This is a genomic window from Streptomyces sp. ISL-99, from assembly GCF_018614005.1.
Classification (GTDB): Bacteria; Actinomycetota; Actinomycetes; order Streptomycetales; family Streptomycetaceae; genus Streptomyces; species Streptomyces flavidovirens.
The window spans coordinates 36,006-55,073 of sequence record NZ_JAGGPC010000016.1; the positions used below are offsets into that span (position 1 = coordinate 36,006).

The 19,068-nt window shown below is 72.3% G+C and carries 17 protein-coding genes; 10 read left to right on the forward strand and 7 right to left on the reverse strand.

Annotated features, from left to right (window positions below; all coding sequences use genetic code 11):
• Positions 1–11 precede the first annotated feature (11 nt).
• From J7E91_RS10365 to J7E91_RS10395, 7 genes are all read left to right on the forward strand, one after another.
• Complete coding sequence (locus J7E91_RS10365; RefSeq protein WP_214901128.1) at positions 12–407, forward strand: molybdopterin-binding protein; 396 nt, start codon at positions 12–14, stop codon at positions 405–407.
• Positions 408–477: 70 nt separating this feature from the next.
• Entirely contained in the window at positions 478–1,254 is a 777-nt protein-coding gene (gene modA, locus J7E91_RS10370; protein WP_308376310.1) for a molybdate ABC transporter substrate-binding protein, read from the forward strand.
• The gene (locus tag J7E91_RS10375) at positions 1,251–3,227 is read left to right on the forward strand and encodes an ABC transporter permease (protein ID WP_214901133.1); all 1,977 of its coding nucleotides are present in this window, start codon (positions 1,251–1,253) and stop codon (positions 3,225–3,227) included. Before modA ends, J7E91_RS10375 begins: the two co-directional genes overlap by 4 nt.
• 98 nt (positions 3,228–3,325) lie before the next feature.
• Positions 3,326–4,888, forward strand: coding sequence for an alpha/beta hydrolase (locus J7E91_RS10380; RefSeq protein WP_214901135.1), 1,563 nt, complete (start codon positions 3,326–3,328; stop codon positions 4,886–4,888).
• Positions 4,889–4,996: 108 nt separating this feature from the next.
• Positions 4,997–6,604 carry an alpha/beta hydrolase gene (locus J7E91_RS10385; RefSeq protein WP_214901137.1) on the forward strand — a complete coding sequence of 536 codons (1,608 nt, stop codon included), beginning with the start codon at positions 4,997–4,999 and terminating at the stop codon, positions 6,602–6,604.
• A 151-nt stretch (positions 6,605–6,755) separates the two neighbouring features.
• Positions 6,756–7,529, forward strand: coding sequence for a ParA family protein (locus J7E91_RS10390; RefSeq protein ID WP_214901139.1), 774 nt, complete (start codon positions 6,756–6,758; stop codon positions 7,527–7,529).
• Complete coding sequence (locus J7E91_RS10395) at positions 7,529–8,326, forward strand: ParB/RepB/Spo0J family partition protein (RefSeq protein ID WP_214901141.1); 798 nt, start codon at positions 7,529–7,531, stop codon at positions 8,324–8,326. The genes J7E91_RS10390 and J7E91_RS10395 overlap by 1 nt, the downstream gene beginning before the upstream one ends.
• Positions 8,327–8,417: 91 nt before the next feature.
• Here J7E91_RS10395 and moeZ read toward each other — a convergent pair whose 3' ends face one another.
• The 7 genes from moeZ to J7E91_RS10430 form a co-directional block, all read right to left on the reverse strand.
• Positions 8,418–9,596, reverse strand: coding sequence for an adenylyltransferase/sulfurtransferase MoeZ (gene moeZ / locus J7E91_RS10400; protein WP_214901142.1), 1,179 nt, complete (start codon positions 9,594–9,596; stop codon positions 8,418–8,420).
• A gap of 63 nt (positions 9,597–9,659) precedes the next feature.
• The gene (locus tag J7E91_RS10405) at positions 9,660–10,433 is read right to left on the reverse strand and encodes a spherulation-specific family 4 protein (RefSeq protein ID WP_214901144.1); all 774 of its coding nucleotides are present in this window, start codon (positions 10,431–10,433) and stop codon (positions 9,660–9,662) included.
• Positions 10,421–11,422: an NAD-dependent epimerase/dehydratase family protein gene (locus J7E91_RS10410; protein ID WP_214901146.1), complete on the reverse strand. Its 1,002-nt coding sequence runs from the start codon at positions 11,420–11,422 to the stop codon at positions 10,421–10,423. The genes J7E91_RS10405 and J7E91_RS10410 overlap by 13 nt, the downstream gene beginning before the upstream one ends.
• Before the next feature lie 141 nt (positions 11,423–11,563).
• The gene (locus J7E91_RS10415) at positions 11,564–12,934 is read right to left on the reverse strand and encodes a hypothetical protein (RefSeq protein WP_214901148.1); all 1,371 of its coding nucleotides are present in this window, start codon (positions 12,932–12,934) and stop codon (positions 11,564–11,566) included.
• Positions 12,935–13,081: 147 nt separating this feature from the next.
• Entirely contained in the window at positions 13,082–14,821 is a 1,740-nt protein-coding gene (locus J7E91_RS10420; RefSeq protein WP_214901150.1) for a DUF3492 domain-containing protein, read from the reverse strand.
• Between the two features lie 220 nt (positions 14,822–15,041).
• A complete protein-coding gene (locus J7E91_RS10425; protein WP_214901152.1) occupies positions 15,042–16,460 on the reverse strand; it encodes a DUF3152 domain-containing protein in 1,419 nt (472 codons plus the stop codon).
• A gap of 8 nt (positions 16,461–16,468) precedes the next feature.
• Positions 16,469–17,434 carry an alpha/beta fold hydrolase gene (locus tag J7E91_RS10430; protein ID WP_214901154.1) on the reverse strand — a complete coding sequence of 322 codons (966 nt, stop codon included), beginning with the start codon at positions 17,432–17,434 and terminating at the stop codon, positions 16,469–16,471.
• Between the two features lie 114 nt (positions 17,435–17,548).
• Between J7E91_RS10430 and J7E91_RS10435 the strand changes: the two genes are divergently transcribed.
• From J7E91_RS10435 to J7E91_RS10445, 3 genes are all read left to right on the forward strand, one after another.
• A complete protein-coding gene (locus tag J7E91_RS10435) occupies positions 17,549–17,776 on the forward strand; it encodes a hypothetical protein (protein WP_214901156.1) in 228 nt (75 codons plus the stop codon).
• Between the two features lie 196 nt (positions 17,777–17,972).
• On the forward strand, positions 17,973–18,611 hold the full coding sequence (locus J7E91_RS10440; RefSeq protein WP_028811790.1) for a TetR/AcrR family transcriptional regulator: 639 nt from the start codon (positions 17,973–17,975) through the stop codon (positions 18,609–18,611).
• 163 nt (positions 18,612–18,774) lie between these two features.
• Positions 18,775–19,002 carry a DUF3107 domain-containing protein gene (locus tag J7E91_RS10445; protein ID WP_028811791.1) on the forward strand — a complete coding sequence of 76 codons (228 nt, stop codon included), beginning with the start codon at positions 18,775–18,777 and terminating at the stop codon, positions 19,000–19,002.
• The last annotated feature ends 66 nt before the right edge of the window (positions 19,003–19,068 follow it).

The following is a 19,068-nucleotide window of genomic DNA, read 5'->3' on the forward strand; positions in this document are numbered from 1 at the left end:
CATTGCCGCACATGCGGTCCTACACCACTCAGCAGGCGGCGCGGCTTCTCGGCGTCAGCCCCGACACCGTCCGCCGCTGGGCCGATGCCGAGCGGATCACCACGCGCAGGGACGAGACCGGACGGCGGCTGATCGACGGGCCCGTTCTCGCGGCGTACGCGGTCGAGCTCGCCCAGCAGGCCAATGAGCACGGCGAGGTCCCGTACACGAGCGCGCGCAACGCCTTCGCCGGGATCATCACCGCGGTGAAGCTCGGCGACGTCGCCGCCCAGGTCGAGATACAGGCCGGCCCGCACCGGCTGGTCTCCCTGCTGACGCGGGAGGCCGTCGAAGAACTCGGCCTGGAGGTCGGGACGGAGGCGGTGGCCCGCGTGAAGTCGACCAATGTCCATATCGACCGGGTGTGATCCGGCTGTGATCCGGCTGCGCCCGCGGCTGTGGCCGAACCGGCCGTGTCCGACACCCCAGGGGGTTTCCGTGCGCCGCACCGTCCTGCCCGTCATCACCGCCTCACTGCTCGTCCCGCTGCTCGCCGCCTGCGGCAGTGAGAACGGCGGCACCGGATCGCAGGCCGGCGAGGAGCGGGGAACCACCAAGATCACTGTCCTGGCCGCGGCCTCGCTCACCGACGTCTTCACGGCGGCCGGTGCGGCGTACGAGAAGGAGCACGCCGGCACGGAGGTCACCTTCTCCTTCAACGGCTCGCAGGAACTCGCCTCACAGGTGCGGCAGGGCGTGCCCGCCGACGCTCTGGTCACCGCCGACACGAAGACCATGGACGGGCTGAAGGAGAACACCGGCGACCCCGTCGTCATCGCCAAGAACCGCCTCACCATCGCCACCGCGAGCGGTAACCCGGAGAAGATCGACGGCCTGAAGGACCTCTCCAGGAGCGGCCTGAAGGTCGTTCTCGCGGCGCCCGAGGTGCCGGTCGGCCGCTACAGCCAGAAGATTCTGGACGGGGCGGGTGTGAAGGTCAGGGCCGTCTCCCAGGAGCCGAATGTGCGCGCCGTACTGAGCAAGGTGGAGCTGGGCGAGGCCGATGCCGGTCTGGTGTACGTGACCGACGCCGCGGCGGCCGGGGGAAAGGTCAGCACGGTCGCCGTACCCGACGCGCAGAACGCCGTCGCGTCGTACCCGGCCGCGGTACTCGACGACTCGGAGCACCGCGAGGAGGCCTCGGACTTCGTGCGGTGGCTCGCTTCCCCGAAGGCGCAGAAGCTGCTGCGTGACGCGGGGTTCCAGGCGCCGTGAGCCGGGTGAAGGGGCGTGCGCCGCTCGCTCTCACGCTTCCGGCCGGGCTGGCCGTCGTCTTCCTGCTGCTCCCGCTGGCGGGGGTGCTCGCCGGCGCGCCGTGGTCGACGCTTCCCCGGCGGCTGACCGCGCCCGCGGTGACCGAGGCACTGGGCCTGTCGCTCGTGGTCTCCGGCTGGGCTCTGCTCCTGTCGCTCGTACTGGGCGTACCGCTGGCCTGGCTGCTCGCGCGGGTGTCGTTCCGCGGCAAGGCTCTGGTGCGCGTTCTGGTGATGCTGCCGATGGTGCTGCCGCCGACGGTCGCCGGAGTGGCGCTGCTTCAGGGATACGGGCGGCGCGGGCTGATCGGCGAGCAGTTGTCGGACTGGTTCGGGGTGACGCTGCCGTTCTCGACGGCGGGTGCGGTCGTCGCGTCCGCTTTCGTGTCGATGCCTTTCCTGGTGATCAGCCTGGAGGGGGCGCTGGCCGGGCTGCACCCCCGGTACGAAGAGACGGCCGTCTCGCTCGGCGCGTCACCGCTGCGGACGTTCTTCACGGTGACCGTTCCGATGGTCGCTCCGGGCCTGCTCGCGGGAGCGGCGCTGTGCTGGGCGCGGGCACTGGGCGAGTTCGGGGCGACGATCACCTTCGCCGGCAATCTGCCGGGGACGACTCAGACCCTGCCCCTCCAGGTCTATCTGCTGCTGCAGAACGACCCGGACGGTGCGGTGGCGGTGTCGCTGCTGCTGCTCGCGGTGGCGACAGCGGTACTGATCGCTCTGCGCGGCCGGTGGCTCGGTCCGCAGGGTACGGACCGCGGCACGGCGCAGGCACCGGCACCCGACGGCGAAACACCGTCCCCGGGCGCGCTGCCCACAGGGGCCGTGTCCGCGAGCCCGCGCGCCGTTCCCGGGAACGCGCCCTCCGCCGGTGGCGCCGGTGTACGTTCCGACGACGTTCCCCGGTGGTCACTGGTCGCCGAAATCGCGGGGCACGCGCGCGTGGAGCTCGATGTCGCGGGCGGTAGTACGGTGGCCGTCGTAGGACCCAACGGCGCGGGTAAAACCACCCTCCTGCGCGCGCTCCTCGGGCTCACCGACCGGGCAACCGCGCACTCCCTCCGGCTCGGCGACAGGGACGTGTCCTCTCTCCCTCCGCACCGGCGCGGCATCGCATGGGTGCCGCAGGACGGCGCGTTGTTCCCGCACCTGACCGCCCTCGCCAACACGGCGTACGGGAGAACAGCCCAGGGCGCTTCGAAGGCGCACGCCCGCGCGGAGGCGCAGGAGTGGCTCGACCGCCTCGGCGTCGGTCACCTCGCGCACCGCAGGCCGGGCCAGCTCTCGGGAGGCCAGGCACAGCGCGTCGCCCTCGCCCGGGCGCTCGCCGCTCGCCCCCGGCTGCTCCTCCTCGACGAACCGCTCGCCGCACTGGACCAGACGACAAGGGCACGCGTCCGGCACACCCTGCGCGACCACCTGGCGGGCTTCCCCGGTGTCTGTCTGATCGTCACGCACGACCCGGTCGAGGCCGTTTCACTGGCGGACCGTGTTCTCGTACTGGAAGGGGGCGAGTCCGTGCAGTACGCGCCTCCGGCGGAGGTCGCCCGCCACCCGCGTTCCCCCTGGGTGGCCCGGATGCTCGGCCGCAACGCCTGGCCCGGCACGGCCACGGCGGACGGCCTGGAGCTGAGCGGCGGCGCACGCCTGGTCGCGGCGGAACCGCTCCCGGGCGGCGTCGCAGGGCTCGCCGTGGTGGGCCCCGAGGCGGTGTCCGTACACCGGAACCGGCCCACGGGGAGCCCACGCAACAACTGGCCGGGAACGGTCCGCGAGCTGACCTCGCACGGGAGCCGCATGCGCGTCCTGATCGACGCTGCCCCCGAAGTCGTCGCGGAGGTCACTCCGGTGGCCGCCGCGGAGCTGGGACTGGCGGAGGGCGTGCCGGTATGGGTGAGCGTGAAGGCGACCGAGGTGACCCTGGTCGCGCTCTGAGACGTACACCGTGCCCGGCACATCCCGTACGCCTCGTCCGCCGTCCCGAATGGCGCTCTCGGGGCGCACGCTCCCGCCCCCCGTCGCACGATGGACGCATGCCGACTTCCGCCGCCCTGCGCGCCACGGCCTTCCTCGCCGCCACCGCCGTTCTCGTGTCCCTCGCCGGCTGTACGGACAACGGTGACAAGGGCAAGGACGGAAGCGGGGCCAACGACCTCGCCGCCCAGCAGCTCGACTGGACGGACTGCCCGGCCCCGTCCGCGGCGGAGGGCGGCGGCGCCTCCCCCTCTCCTCTCCCCGGCGGCACCACCTGGCAGTGCGCCTTCATGGACGTCCCGCGCGACTACGCGAAGCCCGACGGCGACACGATCGAACTGGCACTCATCCGCGCGAAGGCCCGCGACACCAAGAACCGCATCGGCTCCCTCGTCTTCAACTTCGGCGGGCCCGGCGGCTCGGGTCTGAAAGGCCTGCCCTCCCTGGCGCCGAACTACGAGCGCCTGCGCTCCCGGTACGACCTGGTGAGCTTCGACCCGCGCGGCGTCGGCCGCAGCGTGGGCGTCCAGTGCCAGGGCGACGAGCAGCTCGACGAGTACTACGCCGAGGACAGCACCCCGGACGACGCCGCCGAGGAGAAGACCTTCACCGACAGCCTCGCGGAGTACGCCGCCGCCTGCGAGGACAACTCCGGCGAGGACCTCCCGCACGTCGGCACCACCAACGCGGCCCGCGACATGGACCTCATGAGGCAGGCTCTCGGCGACGACAAGCTGCACTACTTCGGCATCTCGTACGGCACCGAACTGGGCGGCGTCTACGCCCACTTGTTCCCGAAGAGAGTCGGCAGGGCGGTCTTCGACGCGGTCGTCGACCCCACTCAGCCCGCCGAGCAGGGCTCGCTCACCCAGCTCAAGGGCTTCCAGCTCGCCTTTGAGAGCTTCGCCAAGGACTGCGTGGAGCGCGGCGACGCGTGCGCTCTGCCCGGCAACACCGTGAAGGAGATCGAGGGCTTCGTCGTCGACCTCCTCAAGCGGCTCGACAAGAAGCCCGTCAAGGGCATCGGCGACCGCGAGCTGACCCAGACCCACGCCACCAACGGCATCGCCCAGGCCCTCTACTCCCTGGAGTACTGGAAGTACCTGGAGCAGGGCCTCGACGAAGCGGACGGCGGTAACGGTGAGCTTCTGCTCAGCCTCTCGGACGCCATGAACGGCCGGAGTCCCGACGGTTCGTACAGCAACCAGGGGGCCGCCAACACCGCAATCAACTGCGTGGACTCCAAGGCCCGTTTCGACGTGGCGCAGACGAAGGCGAAGCTCCGCGACTTCCGCGAGGTCTCGCCGCTCTTCGGTGAGGCCTGGGGCTGGGGTCTGCTGGGCTGCTCCGAGTGGCCGGTGGACGGCCAGTGGGACACCCCCGATGTGAGCGCGCCCGGCTCGGCCCCCATCGTCGTCATCGGGAACACCGGCGACCCGGCGACGCCCTACGCGGGCGCGAAGAAGATGGCCGAAGAACTGGGCAAGGGCGTCGGCGTCGAGCTGACGTACAAGGGCGAGGGCCACGGCGCGTACAACAGCGGTGACAGGTGCGTGCAGGGGGCGGTGGACGCGTACCTGCTGAGGGGCAAGGTCCCGGCCGACGGGACGGTGTGCCCGTAGACCAGTCCTGCCGATAATCCGGTGAGTGGGCTGTCAGGGGGCTTGTCAGTGGGGCCGCCTAGGATGGCGAATCTCTTTTCGAGTTCTGAGCGCATACGGGGGGCCACGATGGCGGATCTTGTACGGGCAGGCGCCCTGGCGGTCGCTGCGCTCCTCACGGCGGGAGCGGCCGCCGGCTGCGGCAGCGGCTCCACCGGCAGCGCGGACAAGCCCCCGGCGTCACCCACAGCCCCGGCCCCGGCCCACCAGGGCGGCAGCGGCAGCGACAGCGGCGAAAGCCCCGGCAAGCTGCCCGTCCTCCCCGCCGCGCTCACCGGCCAGCAGCTCGACTGGAAGCGGTGCCGGGCGCCTCGCAAGGCGGCCGGCAGCGCTGCCCAGGCGCCCGGCGGCCGCTGGCAGTGCGCCACTCTCACCGCACCGCTGGACTACCGCAAGCCGGACGGCGAGACGATCGGGATCGCACTGATCCGCTCGAAGGCCACCGACGACGACCGGCGCATCGGTTCGCTGCTCTTCAACTTCGGCGGCCCCGGCGGCTCGGGTGTGGCGTCGATGCCCGGCCACGCCCCGGGTTTCACGACCCTGCACACCCGCTACGACCTGGTGAGCTTCGACCCGCGCGGTGTCGCGGAGAGCTCCGCCGTCGTCTGCCAGGACGACCGGCAGTCCGAGGCCTCCTTCCGGCTGGACTTCACCCCCGACACCCCCGCCGAGGAGAAGGCCTACCTCGACGACGCGGCCGCCTTCGGCGCGGGCTGCGCCGAGCGCTCCGGCAAGATCCTTCCGTACGTCGCGACGAGCAGCGCCGCCCGCGACATGGACCTGATCCGCCAGGTCCTCGGCGACAAGAAGCTGAACTACTTCGGCTTCTCCTACGGCACGGAGCTGGGCGGCACGTACGCCCACCTCTTCCCCGAGAACGTCGGGCGCATGGCACTGGACGCGGTCGTCGACCCGTCCGCGGACATCGTCCGTCACTCCCGCAACCAGGCCCTGGGCTTCCAGCGCGCCCTGGAGAACTACTTCAAGAGCACCGGCACCACCGCCGAGGCCGGCACCGCGCGCGTCGTGCGGCTCCTCGACCGCCTCGACAAGAAGCCGCTCACGACCGGGACCGGCCGCCCGCTCACCCAGAGCCTCGCGACGACCGGCATCATCGCGCAGCTCTACAGCGAGGACAGCTGGCCGGGCCTCACCGCCTCCCTGCGCGCGGCGGAGAACGGTGACGGCTCCCCGCTGCTGAAGTACGCCGACGGGTACAACGACCGCGACCAGCAGGGGCACTACGGCACGGCGCACCACGCCCAGCGCGCCATATCCTGCGCCGACGCCAAGGGGCGGGTGAGCGGCGACCAGGTCAGGGCGGCCCACCTCGCCGATTTCCGTAAGGTCTCCCCCGTCTTCGGCCCCTACCTGGCGTGGGACCTGGCCGGCTGGTGCGCCTCCTGGCCGGTCGAGGGCGAGCACGCGACCCCCGAGGTGGCCGCGAAGGGCGCGGCCCCGGTCCTGGTGATCGGCGGCACGGGCGACTCGGCCACCCCGTACGAGGGTTCGCTCCGGATGGTCGAGGAACTGGGCGAGGGTGTGGGAGTGCAGATCACGTACGAGGGCGAGGGCCACGGCGCGTACCTGAACGGCAACGGGTGCATAACGCGCGCCGTCGACCCGTACTTCCTGAACGGCAAGATCCCGGCGAACAACACCACCTGCTCCTGACGGACCGCACAAGGCCGCACGGGGCCGCACAGGCTGCACTGGGCATGCACAGAGCTGCCCTCCGGCGTGTATGCGGCGCGCGGCCACGCACCACTGTCACAGTGACCGTAAATCCCGAATGTCGGATTTGCGTGAATCAGGGAGAGTGGTCGTGGCACACGTACACGTGATCCTCAATCAGAAAGGCGGCGTGGGTAAATCCACTCTCGCCGTCAACCTCGCCGCCGTCACGGCCGATGTGCTCGGCGCCGGGCCCGACGGTGAGCGGCCACCCGTCGTCGCCGTCTCGATCGACCCGCAGGGCTCCGCCGTGTGGTGGTCGGAACGGGTCGGCGACGGCCTGCCGTTCGACTTCGTGCAGGCGCACGACGACCTCCCCGGCCTCGCCGCGCTCCCCCGCATCCCCTCCGCCCAGCACGTCTTCGTCGACACCCCCGGCTGGCTGGACCTCGCCGAGACGGACAGCGAGGATCCCCTCGGGAGCGGGGCAGCCGCGGACGCGCTGCGCGCCGTCCTCGACAGCGCGCACGACGTGATCGTGCCGATCGAGCCCGAGCCGCTCGGCTTCCAGCCCACCCAGCGCACCATCGAGCGCGTCGTGAAACCGCGCGGGCTGCCGTTCCGCGTGGTCATCAACAACTGGGACCCGCGCGACGGCAAGGCGGACCTGGACCAGACCCGGGCGTTCGTCGAGGCGCAGGGCTGGCCGCTCGCGCGCACCGTCGTACGCCACTACAAGCTGCACACCCGCGCCTCCGCCGACGGCCTCGTCGTCACGCAGTACGGCGCCAACCGCGTCGCGCTCCAGGCCCGCGAGGACTTCTTCCGGCTCGCCCTGGAAGTCGGCCTCGCGGTCATTCCGGCCCCGGCGAAACCGGTGAGGCCGAGGCGTACGCGTACGACGAAGAAGGCGGGGGCCCGCTGATGGGCCGCCGCACCGACCTCGCCACGCTGCTCACCGCGGGTGACGCTCCCGTGCCGCGGGCCGGGCGGGACACGTACCCGCTGACCGTCCCCGTCACGGACCTCGCCGAGAACCCCGACAACCCGCGCCACGAACTGCGCGACCTGGACGGGCTGGCCGAGACGCTGCGCGAGCGCGGAGTGCTCCAGGCCCTCGGCGTCGTCTCCCGCGGCGCCTTCCTCGCCGCGCATCCGCAGCACGAGGCGGCGGTCGGCGACGCCCCGTACGTCGTCCTGCACGGCCACCGCAGGCTCGCCGCGGCCAGGCTCGCCGGGCTGAGTGAAGTGCCGGTCCTGGTACGGGAGGACGCGAGCCGCACCGACGAGGACGCGCTCATCGAGAACGTCCAGCGCGACGATCTGACCGAGCTGGAACAGGCCCAGGCCATCCAGGGCCTGATCACCTCGTACGGCTACTCGCAGCGCCAGGTGGCCGCCCGCATCGGCAAGACCCAGGGATTCGTCTCGCAACGGCTGTCGCTGATGAGGCTCCGCGAGGACCTGCAGGAGGCACTGGCCGACGGCCGGGTCTCGGTCGAGGACGCCCGCCGGATCGCGCGGCTGCCGCGTGACGAGCAGCAGCTTCCCGGCAGCACACCGGAAGCGCCCGCACCCGTACCGAAGGCGCGGCGGCGCGATTACGGCGTAATCACCCTCGACAGCCGCAGTACGCCGGAGGAGCTCGTCGAGGTGCTGCGCCGCAACCTGGCGCCCGCGGCGCTCGAAAGGGTGGCCGAGCTGCTGACCCGGGGGCGCTGAACACCGGCACGGAGCACGCGAAGGGGCCGCCCCGCACCTGATGTGCGGGGCGGCCCCTTCGTACGTACAGCAATGCCCGAACAGCAGGGGCCTAGTAGATCGGCTTCTCCGGCTCGATCTGGTTGACCCAGCCGATGACTCCGCCACCGACGTGCACCGCGTCCGAGAAGCCCGCCGACTTCAGCACCGCGAGGACCTCCGCACTGCGGACACCCGTCTTGCAGTGCAGGACGATGCGCCTGTCCTGCGGCATGCCCTGGAGAGCGGAGCCCATCAGGAACTCGTTCTTCGGGATGAGCCGCGCGCCCGGAATCGAGACGATCTCGTACTCGTTCGGCTCGCGCACGTCGATGATGTCGATCTTCTCGTCGGCGTCGATCCACTCCTTGAGCTGCTTGGGAGTGATCGTGGAGCCGAGCGCCGCCTCCTGCGCCTCCTCGGAAACGACGCCGCAGAAGGCCTCGTAGTCGATGAGCTCGGTGACGGTCGGGTTCTCGCCGCACACCGCGCAGTCGGGGTCCTTGCGGACCTTGACCTGGCGGTAGTGCATCTCCAGGGCGTCGTAGATCATCAGCCGGCCGACCAGCGGGTCACCCACGCCGGCCAGCAGCTTGATCGCCTCGGTGACCTGGATCGAGCCGATGGACGCGCAGAGCACCCCCAGCACGCCGCCCTCGGCGCACGACGGGACCATGCCCGGCGGCGGGGGCTCGGGGTAGAGGCAGCGGTAGCAGGGGCCGTGCTCGGACCAGAACACGGACGCCTGGCCGTCGAAGCGGTAGATCGAGCCCCAGACGTACGGCTTGTTGAGGAGCACGCACGCGTCGTTGACCAGGTAACGGGTCGCGAAGTTGTCGGTGCCGTCAACGATCAGGTCGTACTGGGAGAAGATCTCCATCACGTTCTCGGCTTCGAGCCGCTCTTCGTGAAGGACGACATTCACGTAGGGGTTGATGCCGAGGACCGAGTCGCGGGCGGACTCGGCCTTCGAGCGGCCGATGTCGGCCTGGCTGTGGATGATCTGGCGCTGCAGGTTCGACTCGTCGACCTCGTCGAACTCCACGATGCCGAGCGTGCCCACGCCGGCCGCCGCGAGGTACATGAGCGCGGGCGAACCCAGGCCGCCGGCGCCCACGGCGAGCACCTTGGCGTTCTTCAGCCGCTTCTGCCCGTCCATCCCGACATCCGGGATGATCAGGTGGCGGGAGTACCTGCGAACCTCATCAACAGTGAGCTCGGCAGCGGGCTCGACCAGGGGTGGCAGCGACACGGGGACTCCGTAGGTCGGTCAATCAGTACGGTTGTTCTCCGCGTAACACTGCCACGCCCCTTCTCATTCCGAGACACCCGGTCCGATCCGCGAGACGATTTCGTCCCAGTAGCCGGGCAGTGTCTCGAATGGGTCGCTTTGTCCGTCGCCGTCGCTGTGGTCTCCGTCGGCCGTCCGGTCCGTCATGAAGACCGTCCCGGCCCCCTGCCAGCGGGCGATACGCACGGCCTCCTCCAGGTGCGTACGCGGCAGCCCGTGCACCAGATGACAGAAGCGCTCCGGCGGGTGGTCCGCCGTCCACTCCGCCACCTGTGACCAGCGGTAGTCCGTCCACGGCCCCGAGAAGGTCACCAGCTGGTCGGCGATCTCGGCATAGCCGGGCCAGGGGTGCGTGCCGTGGCCGAGGACCAGGTGACCACCGCCCTCGGCGAGCCCGGCGACCGTGGTGGTCACTCGGCGCACCCCGGACAGCTCCGTCCGCCCGCTGGGACAGCGGTCCAGATAGAAGCCGTCGACCCGGTACCAGTCGCGGAACCGGTGCGCGTCCGAGACGAGCTCGCCGAAGGAGCGCGTCCCGTACGCCATGTCGAGCCGGCCCAGCACCGGGACACCGGCATTGCGGATGCGGCCCGCGGCCTCCAGGCAGTGCGGGTCGGGGCAGGTGCCCGGCCCGTTGGACACGTTGAGCGCCACCCAGTGCAACGGCGTTCCCGGGCGGGCGAGTTCGCCCCACTCGACGGGGGCGACGAGCGGGTGGGCGTACCCGGGGACGCCCAGGCCCATGCGGTCGACGGTGGTCGCGTCCTGCTCCCGCCACCGCCTGGTCAGATGCGGCATGCCGCCTCCATCCAGATGTCGGCGAGCGACTCCTCCAGGTTGATCCGGGGCCGCCAGCCGAGCCGGTCGCGCGCGGTGCGCACATCGGCCTGCTGCCAGCTGCCGCACCCGTCCGGGTAGGGGTACGGGGTGCCGAGGTGCTCCGGGGCCATCTCGCCGCGCGGTGCGCCCAGCACGCTGCCCACTCCCCCGTTGCGCGCCGCCGCCGCGGAGCTTCCCGGGACGTAACCGGACGGCGCGTCGAGTTCGTGCAGGGCGCCGCCGTAGCCCGCGACCCTGGCGAGGACCGCGGCGGCGTCCCGCAGCCGGACGGCACGGCCGGTGCCGATGTTGATGGCGCCCTGCGCGGCGGAGAGCGACGCGGCGTGCACGGCGCGCGCCACGTCGCGTACGTCGACGAAGTCGCGCTGTACGCCGAGGCCGCTGAGCTTAAGCTCGCCGTCCCCGGACTGCATCGCGCGGCGCATCGCCTCGGCGAGCCGCCCGAGCGGCGAACCGGCGGGCGTACCGGGCCCGACCGGTGAGAAGACGCGGAGCACGACGGCGTCGAGCCCGGAGCCGAGCACCAGCTCGGTGGCGGCGAGCTTGCTGACGCCGTACGGGCCGCCGGGGCGGGGTACGGCGTCTTCGGCGGTGGAGGATCCCGGCTGCGAGGGCCCGTACTCGGCGGCGCACCCCAGCTGTACGAGCCGCGCTCCGCAGCCGCTGCGGCGCAGGGCCTCGCAGACGGTCGCGACGGCGACGGTGTTGTGCCGGGTCAGGTCGCGGGCGCCGCCGCGGGTGGCACCGGCGCAGTTGATGACGACTCCGGGGTGTACGGCGTCCAGGAAGCGGGTCAGCGCGCCGGGACTGCCGGTGGCGAGGTCGAACCGTACGTCGGCGTCGTCGCCCCGCCCGAGGGCGGTGAGCTGCACGGCCGGGTCGGCGAGCAGCCGGTCGGCGACGAAGCGGCCGAGATATCCGTTGGCACCCAGCAGCAGCACCCTCATCGCGCGTCCCCTCGGTGCCGACCGGCTGAAGTTGGGGGTTGGGGGGTCATGGTCACGTTCTCCTTCGGGGATCTTGCGGTGAGTGCTGCGGTGTACGCCCGCGGCGTCGGCTCCGCGGGAGGCTTGGGCGGATGGGTGCGGTCAGTGCGGCCCGTGGCGTCCGTCCGGGCTGTCCCGGCCGTCGGATCCCTTCGGGTCGTCGGTCCCGGTCCGGGTCCGGGCGGCGTGGGCCGAGGTGCGGGAGAGGGCCGCGGTGGCGTGGACGAGCAGGGCGAGCGCGGCCACGGCGCAGGCGACGGCCGGTACGGCGCCCACGCCTCCGGCGTCGACGAGGCGCTCGACGGGCCGGGCGAGGAAGCCGCAGCCGGGCAGACGGGCCGCGAGTACCGCGCAGAGGGCAATGACCTGCAAGGCGGCTGCGGCGGCGAGCCCGGCGGACGCGGGTCGGGGGAAGCCGTGGACGGTGAGCAGGCGCGCGAGGAAGAGCAGCGTGCCGAGGGCCACGCCGGCCGCCAGGGCGGCCCGGCCGCTGCCGCCGGTCACACTGCCCACCGCTCCCGACGCTCCTGCGGCTCCCACGGCTGCCACCGCGATCTGGAGGCAGACGAGCACGCCCACGAAGAGTCCGGTGACGCCGAGCAGCAGCGGGCGTACCGACGCCCCGAACTCCTCGGTGCCACGGCTCGCGGCGAGTTTGCGCCGCGCCCGTACGGCGAGGAGGTGCGCGCACCAGGCGGCGGGGGCCGGCGCCGCGGCGAGGGCCGCGAGCGTGGTCGCATCCATCGGCCAGGGGCCGTCGGGGCCGCCCGTGATGAGCTCGCCGAGCAGCCCGTCACCGAAGACGGCGTATCCGAGCAGCCAGCACACCCACAGGCGCGCGGCGGGCGCCGGGCGCCCCTCGGCGCGCAGGGGCCCGTGGCGCAGGCACACCACGAGGGTGACCGCGACGATCAGCGCCCCGGCCACGCCGACCGCCAACGACGCGCGTCCGGTGGTGAGTTCGAACCCCGCGGCCGTGAGCGCGCACGCGACGCCGGGCAGCAGCGCGTAAGCGATCCAGCCGGCGTGCGCGGGGGTCTCACGGACGGGGACCTGCCCGGCGCTGTCGCCGGCTCGCGGGACGCGGGCGTGCAACTCCTCGGCGAGCGCGAAGACGTCCCGGTGGCGGAAGCGCGCGGCGGTCCTGTCGGTCACCCCGTGCGCTTCGAGCCCGGCGGCGATCTCCAGCGGATCGACGGCCCGCTCGCACAGCTCCCGGTGCCGGTGCATGAGCGCCCGCACCGGGTCGGCGGGCCCGCGCCGCGACGGCGCGGCAGCCCCGGCACGGCCGGGAGCGAAGGGCACGGCTCCCGGCGGGCGCCCATCGGCCGCCGCGTCCACCGGCGGCTCATCGCCCGGTCCGCCGGGGCCGACAGGGGTACGGGGCGCGTCCCACGCGGCCCCACCAGCCCCACCGGCGCCACCAGCCTCACCGGCCCCACCGGAAACGGCCGACGTACGGGATGCGCTCATCGGCGTGCCTCCTGCGTGACGGTGGTCGTGTTCGTCGCCGTCGCGGTCGCAGTCGCAGTCGCTGCGGGAGTGGTTTCCATCGCGGTGGTGGACGGGATCGCGGTCGCGCTCGGCGAGGAATTCGCCGGGGCCTGCCGGCTGCGTCGCTCAGGCATCGCGCCGCTCCGGCCTTCCCGGCCCGGCGCCCGCGCTCACCCGGTGCGGCGGATCCGCGGTGACCGCCCAACTCGGCGTGGAGATTCCACCGCCCACGCCACCGCCCACGCCACCGCCCGAGCCGCCGCTCGTCCCACCACCCGCCCACCGAACCGGCACGTGGGCTTCCGCCGGATGGGCGAAGAGCAGCGGTTCGCCGTCCGTCCCCACCGCTTCGCGCCGGACCGGGCAGTGCGAGATCAGCTCCAGGTAAATGCCTCGAAATGCCGTGAGGTTCTGCTCGACAGTGAAGAGTTCGAGCGCACGTGCGCGCGCCGCCGCTCCCAGCCGTTCGCGCCGCTCGGGATCGCGCAGCAGCGCCACGCAGGCGTCGGCCAGTGCGCGGGGATTGCGCGGCGGGACCACCAGGCCCGTACCGCCGATGACTTCGACGACCGCACCGACGTCCGTCGAGACCGTGGCCCGTCCGCAGAACATCGCCTCGACGAGGCTGACCGGGAAGCCCTCGACAACGCTGGACAGTACGACCACACTCCCCGCGGCGTACGCGTCGGCCAGGTCCGGCACCTCGGGCCCGCCGATCTCCTCGAAGGAGACAGGGTTGTCGCCGACGGCGTGCGCGTCGGCGGCCTCGTCGGGAAACAGCTGGGCGGCGAGCGCCTCGCAGTGCGCGAGATAGGCGGCGGCCTCGGCGCCCTGCCCGTGCCGGCTGTGTACGAGCCGCAGCCGGGCCTGCGGCTGCGCCTTGCGCACCTCCGCGAAGGCGTGCAGCAGCGAGACGAGGTCCTTGGCCGGCTCGACGCGGCCCACCCAGACCAGCGTCCGGGGGTCGCCGCCGTCGTCCCCCTCCCCCACCGCCGCGAAGCGGTCGGCCTCCATGCCGGGGTAGACCGTACGCAGCTTCGCGCGGTCGGCGCCGCACCGCTCCTGCCACCGCCTGGCGTGCGTATTGCCCGGCGTGATGAGCGTCGCCCGGTCGTACACCTCGGCGGCGAGCCTGCCGTGGAAGGCGGCGAGCAGCGCCCGTACCGGCGCGCTGCGGGCCGTGTCACCCGCCGCCAGGTAGTGCGCGCGCAGTTGTACGCCGTACTCGGTGACCAGCAGCGGAACACCGAAGAAGCGTTTGCCCAGCAGCCCCGGCAGGGCGGCGGGCCCGCCGGAAGCCGCGTGGCACAGGTCGACGGCCCCGAGGCTCTCGTCGTCGTACCAGTCCAGCGAAAGCGGCCGCAGGGCGCGCTCCAGCAGGTCGACGCATTCGAGGTAGTCGGGGACCCTCGCGGCGTGTACGGCGCGGTTCGCGCCGGGGGCGCGGCAGGCGGCCTCGAGGGCGCGCACGGCGGTTTCGGAGCGCAGGGCGGCGTGCAGCCCGCCGTGCTCCCCCGCCAGCTCCGCGAGCCCGTAGAGACCGGCGGCGAAGCGCTCGCCCGCGCCTTCTTCGTCCGGCGCGCAGATCGCACCGGCCAGCTCGCCGAAGTGCCCTGCGAAGCGGCGCCGTTCGCGCCGGCCGTACGTACTGCCGTTGTCCTGCGGTGCCCACAGCGGCGCGGTGCGCACGCGCCGCACCTGGGGCGGCAGCGGGATCCAGCCCCCGGCCTCCTGGCGGGCGCTGCGGCTCAGGGCGTAGATGTCGTACTCGTGCTGCGCGAGCCCGCGCACGAGCCGGTCGCACCAGAGCCTGGACTCACCCGTCGCATACGGGTAGCCACCCTCGGTGAGCAGTCCGATCCGCACGAGTGCACCCCCGATCTCCCTTGTGGGCGGCCGCCGTTGGTCCGGCGACTCGCAGCGGGACCGACCGTATGCGGACATGCCGGTGACGCGACGGACGGTTGTCCATCGCGCCACCAAAAGGGGTGAACACGCGTAACTTTCGCCTCGCCGTAGCGTTCCGTCGCGCTAAGAGGCTGATCGGTTACGAAGTGTCAGGCTGCGGCCTGCGTGCGGAGGAGACTCAACTGCCGGGGAAGACCCAGGGGTTGGGCTTGCACGCGATGCCGCCGATGTCGAGCGACTTCGTCTGCTGCTGCATGATCGGGGCGAGTTCGCCGGGCGTCTCGCAATTCTTGTGACCGTGCCCGAGCCGGTGACCGACCTCGTGATTGATGAGCATCTGCCGGTACGCGAACATCTTGTCCTTGCCGAACGTCTCGGCACCCTGCGCCCACCGGTACGCGTTGATCATGACGCGCTCGGTCGCCGCCGAATCGCACGAGACGTTGCCGGAGAGCGTGTCGAGGCCGGACTTCGCGCACCACACGCCGGTGGTGCCCGGGCTCGCGAGCGTCACGACGAAGTCGGCCCGCCCCGAGGAGATCCGCTCGAACGTCATGGCGCCGTTGTGCGCCCAGCTCCGGTCGTCGTTGAGGGTCTCCTGCACGGCGCGGGCGAAGAGAGCGCCGTCGAGGCCGAGCCCCTTCTCGACATCGACCCGGTAGGAGTACTTCTGCCCCTTGCCGGGCGCCTTGTCGAATCCGCCGATCGCCTGGAATTCCCCGCCGCCCGTCAGTTTCGGGTCGATCGGGTACGTCCTGGCCATCTGCTGTTCGTACGTCGCCGGGGCGGCCTCCGCTCCCCGCGACGGCGTCGGCCGGGCGTCCGAACGCGAGGCGTCGCTCTCGACGGTGTTCCTGTCGCCGGTGGCCGGGGGCGCCACGGGGCCCTTCTCGCCCTGAGCGACCTGCCCGGCGACGACAACGGCGAGCACGGTGGTCACCGCGGCTGCGGCGATCCCGGTGAAGGCCCGTCCCTTGCCGCCCTTGGCCGGTGCGTCCTGGACCTCATGGACCTCGGGGACCTCTTGGACCTCTTGGCTGTCGCCGGAATCGCGGTCGCGTCCGTCACGGCCGTCGCGCGCGGCTCCGGCGGCATCCGCGACCGAGCCGAACGGACCGGCCGCCGACGGGATCCTCGGCGGGGCGTCGAACGCGTCGACGAACTCCTGCCGCGGCCCCGGAATCCTGGCCCCGGCCGCCGCGTAACGCGCCTGAGCCTGACCCTGCGCTCCGTGCGCGCCCTGCTGAGCGCCCTGCTGCTGGCCGGGCGGCCCCTGCGGCCCGCGAGGAGCCCCCTGCCAGTCGCCGTACCGGTCGCCGGGCGCGGCGCCCCAGCCGCCGCCGCGCTCGCGCTGCTCGGGATGCCCGCCGCGCACGTGCGGCACCCCGTGAGCCGGAGTGCCGCCGTACTGCTGATGCTGCTGCTGTGGCCGCTGGGGCGCGGGCGCCGGTGCGGCGTCGTACCCCGCCGCTCTCGCACGCCCGTGTCGTGCGCCCACCGCGTCCGGACCTGCCGCGGCTCCCTCGCCGGGGCCGGGTATGGCGGGTTTCTCGGCCGCCCCCTTGGGTGCGGGGCCTCGGCGACTATGACGTCCCACGCGCCCGATCAGCTCCTACCGCTGTCGTCCATCAGTTCCCGGACAGCACTGGCGACCGCCTCCGGATATTCCATCATCGCCACGTGCCCGGCGTCGGGCAGGGTCAGCAGCCGTGAATCGCGGAACGCCGCGGCCGCCTTGCGCGCCATACGGTACGACACGAGCTGATCCCGCCCTCCGTACACCAGCAGCGTCGGCGCGAGCACCCGCTCCGCCTGCCGCCACAGACCGTGCTGACCGCCCATCGTGTATGCGTCGACGATGCCCCGCGCGGACCGCGTCATCGCGTCCCAGAAGTACGGCAGTTCCAGCCGCCGCTCCATCTCCTGAACGGCGTGCTGGAAGGCCTCGGGCGTGACCGCCTCGGGATCGCCGTAACAGAGCGCCATCACACCGCGCGTGCGCTGCTCCGCCGTCCAGTCCTTGCTGAGCCGGGCGAACAGCGAGGCGATCCCCGGCAGCGCGAGCAGTCCGGTCGGCACCGCCGCGCGCTGCACCCGGAGTTCGGGGAGAGCGGGCGATACGAGCGTGAGCGTGCGCACCAGGTCGGGCCTGACGGCCGCGACGCGCGTGGCGACGGCGCCGCCCAGCGAGTTGCCGAAGAGGTGCACCGGTCCGCGCCCGCTCGCGTCGAGCAGCCGGATGCACGCGCGCGCCTGCCCGCTGACGGAGTAGTTGCCGTCGTCGGGCGGTGGGGAGTCCCCGAAGCCGGGCAGGTCGACCGCCTCGCCGTCCACGCGGTCGGCGAGCAGCGGCATCAGGGCCGACCAGTTCTGCGAGGAGCCGCCGAGCCCGTGCACGTACAGCGCGGGTGGCAGTCCAGTGCGCGCCGGAGGCCGTGCGCGTACGTTCAGCGTCAGCCCGGGCAGGGTGACGGAGCGCAGCTTCTCCCCCTCGGCGACCCGCACGGCACTGACCCGCGGCACCACCGTGGCGGCGGCGAGGCTAGTTCCGGGCAGCTCGGTCGAAGACATGCGGCAATGTTACGAGACGATCACGCACTGAATCGTGTGTTCGCCGTCACAGATCTACCCTCGGAGCAAAGGGGGTACGCGCCCGCCCCCGCTTCCTCGCGAAAGGCAGCCCGCATGTCCGTCGACCCGACCGACCCCGACACCTTCGACGCGGAGGAGCCCCTCGACGAACCCGACGAGCTCGGCAACGACGCCTCCGAGGCCGACGCCGCGGAGCAGCGCAAGGAGTGGCAGGAGGTCCACGACGACCGTCCGACCGGCATCGACACCGGGGAGGCGACCGACGGGGACGCTGCCGAGCAGGCCCGCGTGGTCACCGTCGACGAGGACGACTACCGCTGACGGGCCGGCCGCAGCACCTGGCCGGTATCCGATCACCACGTGATCGGCCTTCCGCGGCCGTCCGGTCCGTGAAATTCTCCGTCCGCACCGCGCGCTCCCGCATTACCCAAAAGTACGATGGCGGGCGCGGCGCACACGGCGCACGGAACGGCCGTGCTGTTGAAAGGCCGCGACACTGAAAGACATGGGAGGCGGCGTGACAGCCACCGAGCAGACAGAGGCGGCACGCCCACGCGGCACACGCCTGCCCCGCCGAGCCCGACGCAATCAACTTCTGGGCGCGGCGCAGGAGGTCTTTGTCGCGCAGGGGTACCACTCGGCGGCGATGGACGACATCGCCGAGCGCGCCGGTGTGAGCAAGCCGGTCCTGTACCAGCACTTCCCGGGAAAGCTGGAGCTGTACCTGGCCCTCCTGGACCAGCACTGCGATTCGCTGCTCCAGGCGGTGCGTACCGCCCTCGCCTCCACCACGGACAACAAGCTGCGCGTGGCCGCGACGATGGACGCCTACTTCGCGTACGTCCAGGACGAGGGCGGCGCGTTCCGACTGGTCTTCGAGTCGGACCTGACGAACGAACCCGCTGTGCGCGAGCGCGTCGACCGCGTGTCCCTCCAGTGCGCCGAGGCGATCAGCGAGGTCATCGCCGAGGACACCGGCCTGTCCAAGGACGAGTCGATGCTGCTGGCCGTCGGCCTCGGCGGTGTGTCGCAGGTGGTCGCCCGCTACTGGCTCTCCAGTGGCAGCACCATCCCGCGCGACACGGCGGTGCAGCTGCTGACGTCGCTCGCCTGGCGCGGCATCGCGGGCTTCCCGCTGCACGGCAGCGAGCACTGACGCGGTGCGTCGCGGCGCGTGTCCGGGACGTGTTCCCGGTGCGTGTTCGCTTCTGGCGTGCGGCGTCGGAGCGTTCCGTGTCCCCTCACCGGGCTAATGTGTGCTGCGTACAGCGCGGCTGACCGCGCACCGCAGCACTGATGACCGTCGGAGGGACATAGCCGTGGAGGTCAAGATCGGCGTGCAGCACGCGCCCCGGGAGATCGTTCTGGAGAGCGGGCAGTCCACCGAGGAGGTCGAGCGCGCGGTATCCGACGCGCTGGCCGGCAAGGCGCAGCTGCTCAGCCTCAAGGACGACAAGGGCCGTACGGTCCTCGTTCCGGCTGACCGGATCGCCTACGTAGAGATCGGCGAGCCGACGACGCGCAGGGTGGGCTTCGGCGCGCTGTAGGCGTCGGGTGCAGAGCAGCACCAGCAGCACCACACAGCAACACCACAGACGGAACCGGCCCGGTGG

Bases quoted from the DNA above. Each gene is read 5' to 3' on its own strand.
- J7E91_RS10435 (WP_214901156.1), top strand. From the start codon at position 17,549: ATGTCCGTCGACCCGACCGACCCCGACACCTTCGACGCGGAGGAGCCC.
- J7E91_RS10385 (WP_214901137.1), top strand. From the start codon at position 4,997: ATGGCGGATCTTGTACGGGCAGGCGCCCTGGCGGTCGCTGCGCTCCTC.
- J7E91_RS10430 (WP_214901154.1), bottom strand. From the start codon at position 17,434: ATGTCTTCGACCGAGCTGCCCGGAACTAGCCTCGCCGCCGCCACGGTG.
- J7E91_RS10395 (WP_214901141.1), top strand. From the start codon at position 7,529: ATGGGCCGCCGCACCGACCTCGCCACGCTGCTCACCGCGGGTGACGCT.
- J7E91_RS10410 (WP_214901146.1), bottom strand. From the start codon at position 11,422: ATGAGGGTGCTGCTGCTGGGTGCCAACGGATATCTCGGCCGCTTCGTC.
- J7E91_RS10405 (WP_214901144.1), bottom strand. From the start codon at position 10,433: ATGCCGCATCTGACCAGGCGGTGGCGGGAGCAGGACGCGACCACCGTC.
- J7E91_RS10380 (WP_214901135.1), top strand. From the start codon at position 3,326: ATGCCGACTTCCGCCGCCCTGCGCGCCACGGCCTTCCTCGCCGCCACC.
- J7E91_RS10415 (WP_214901148.1), bottom strand. From the start codon at position 12,934: ATGAGCGCATCCCGTACGTCGGCCGTTTCCGGTGGGGCCGGTGAGGCT.
- J7E91_RS10365 (WP_214901128.1), top strand. From the start codon at position 12: ATGCGGTCCTACACCACTCAGCAGGCGGCGCGGCTTCTCGGCGTCAGC.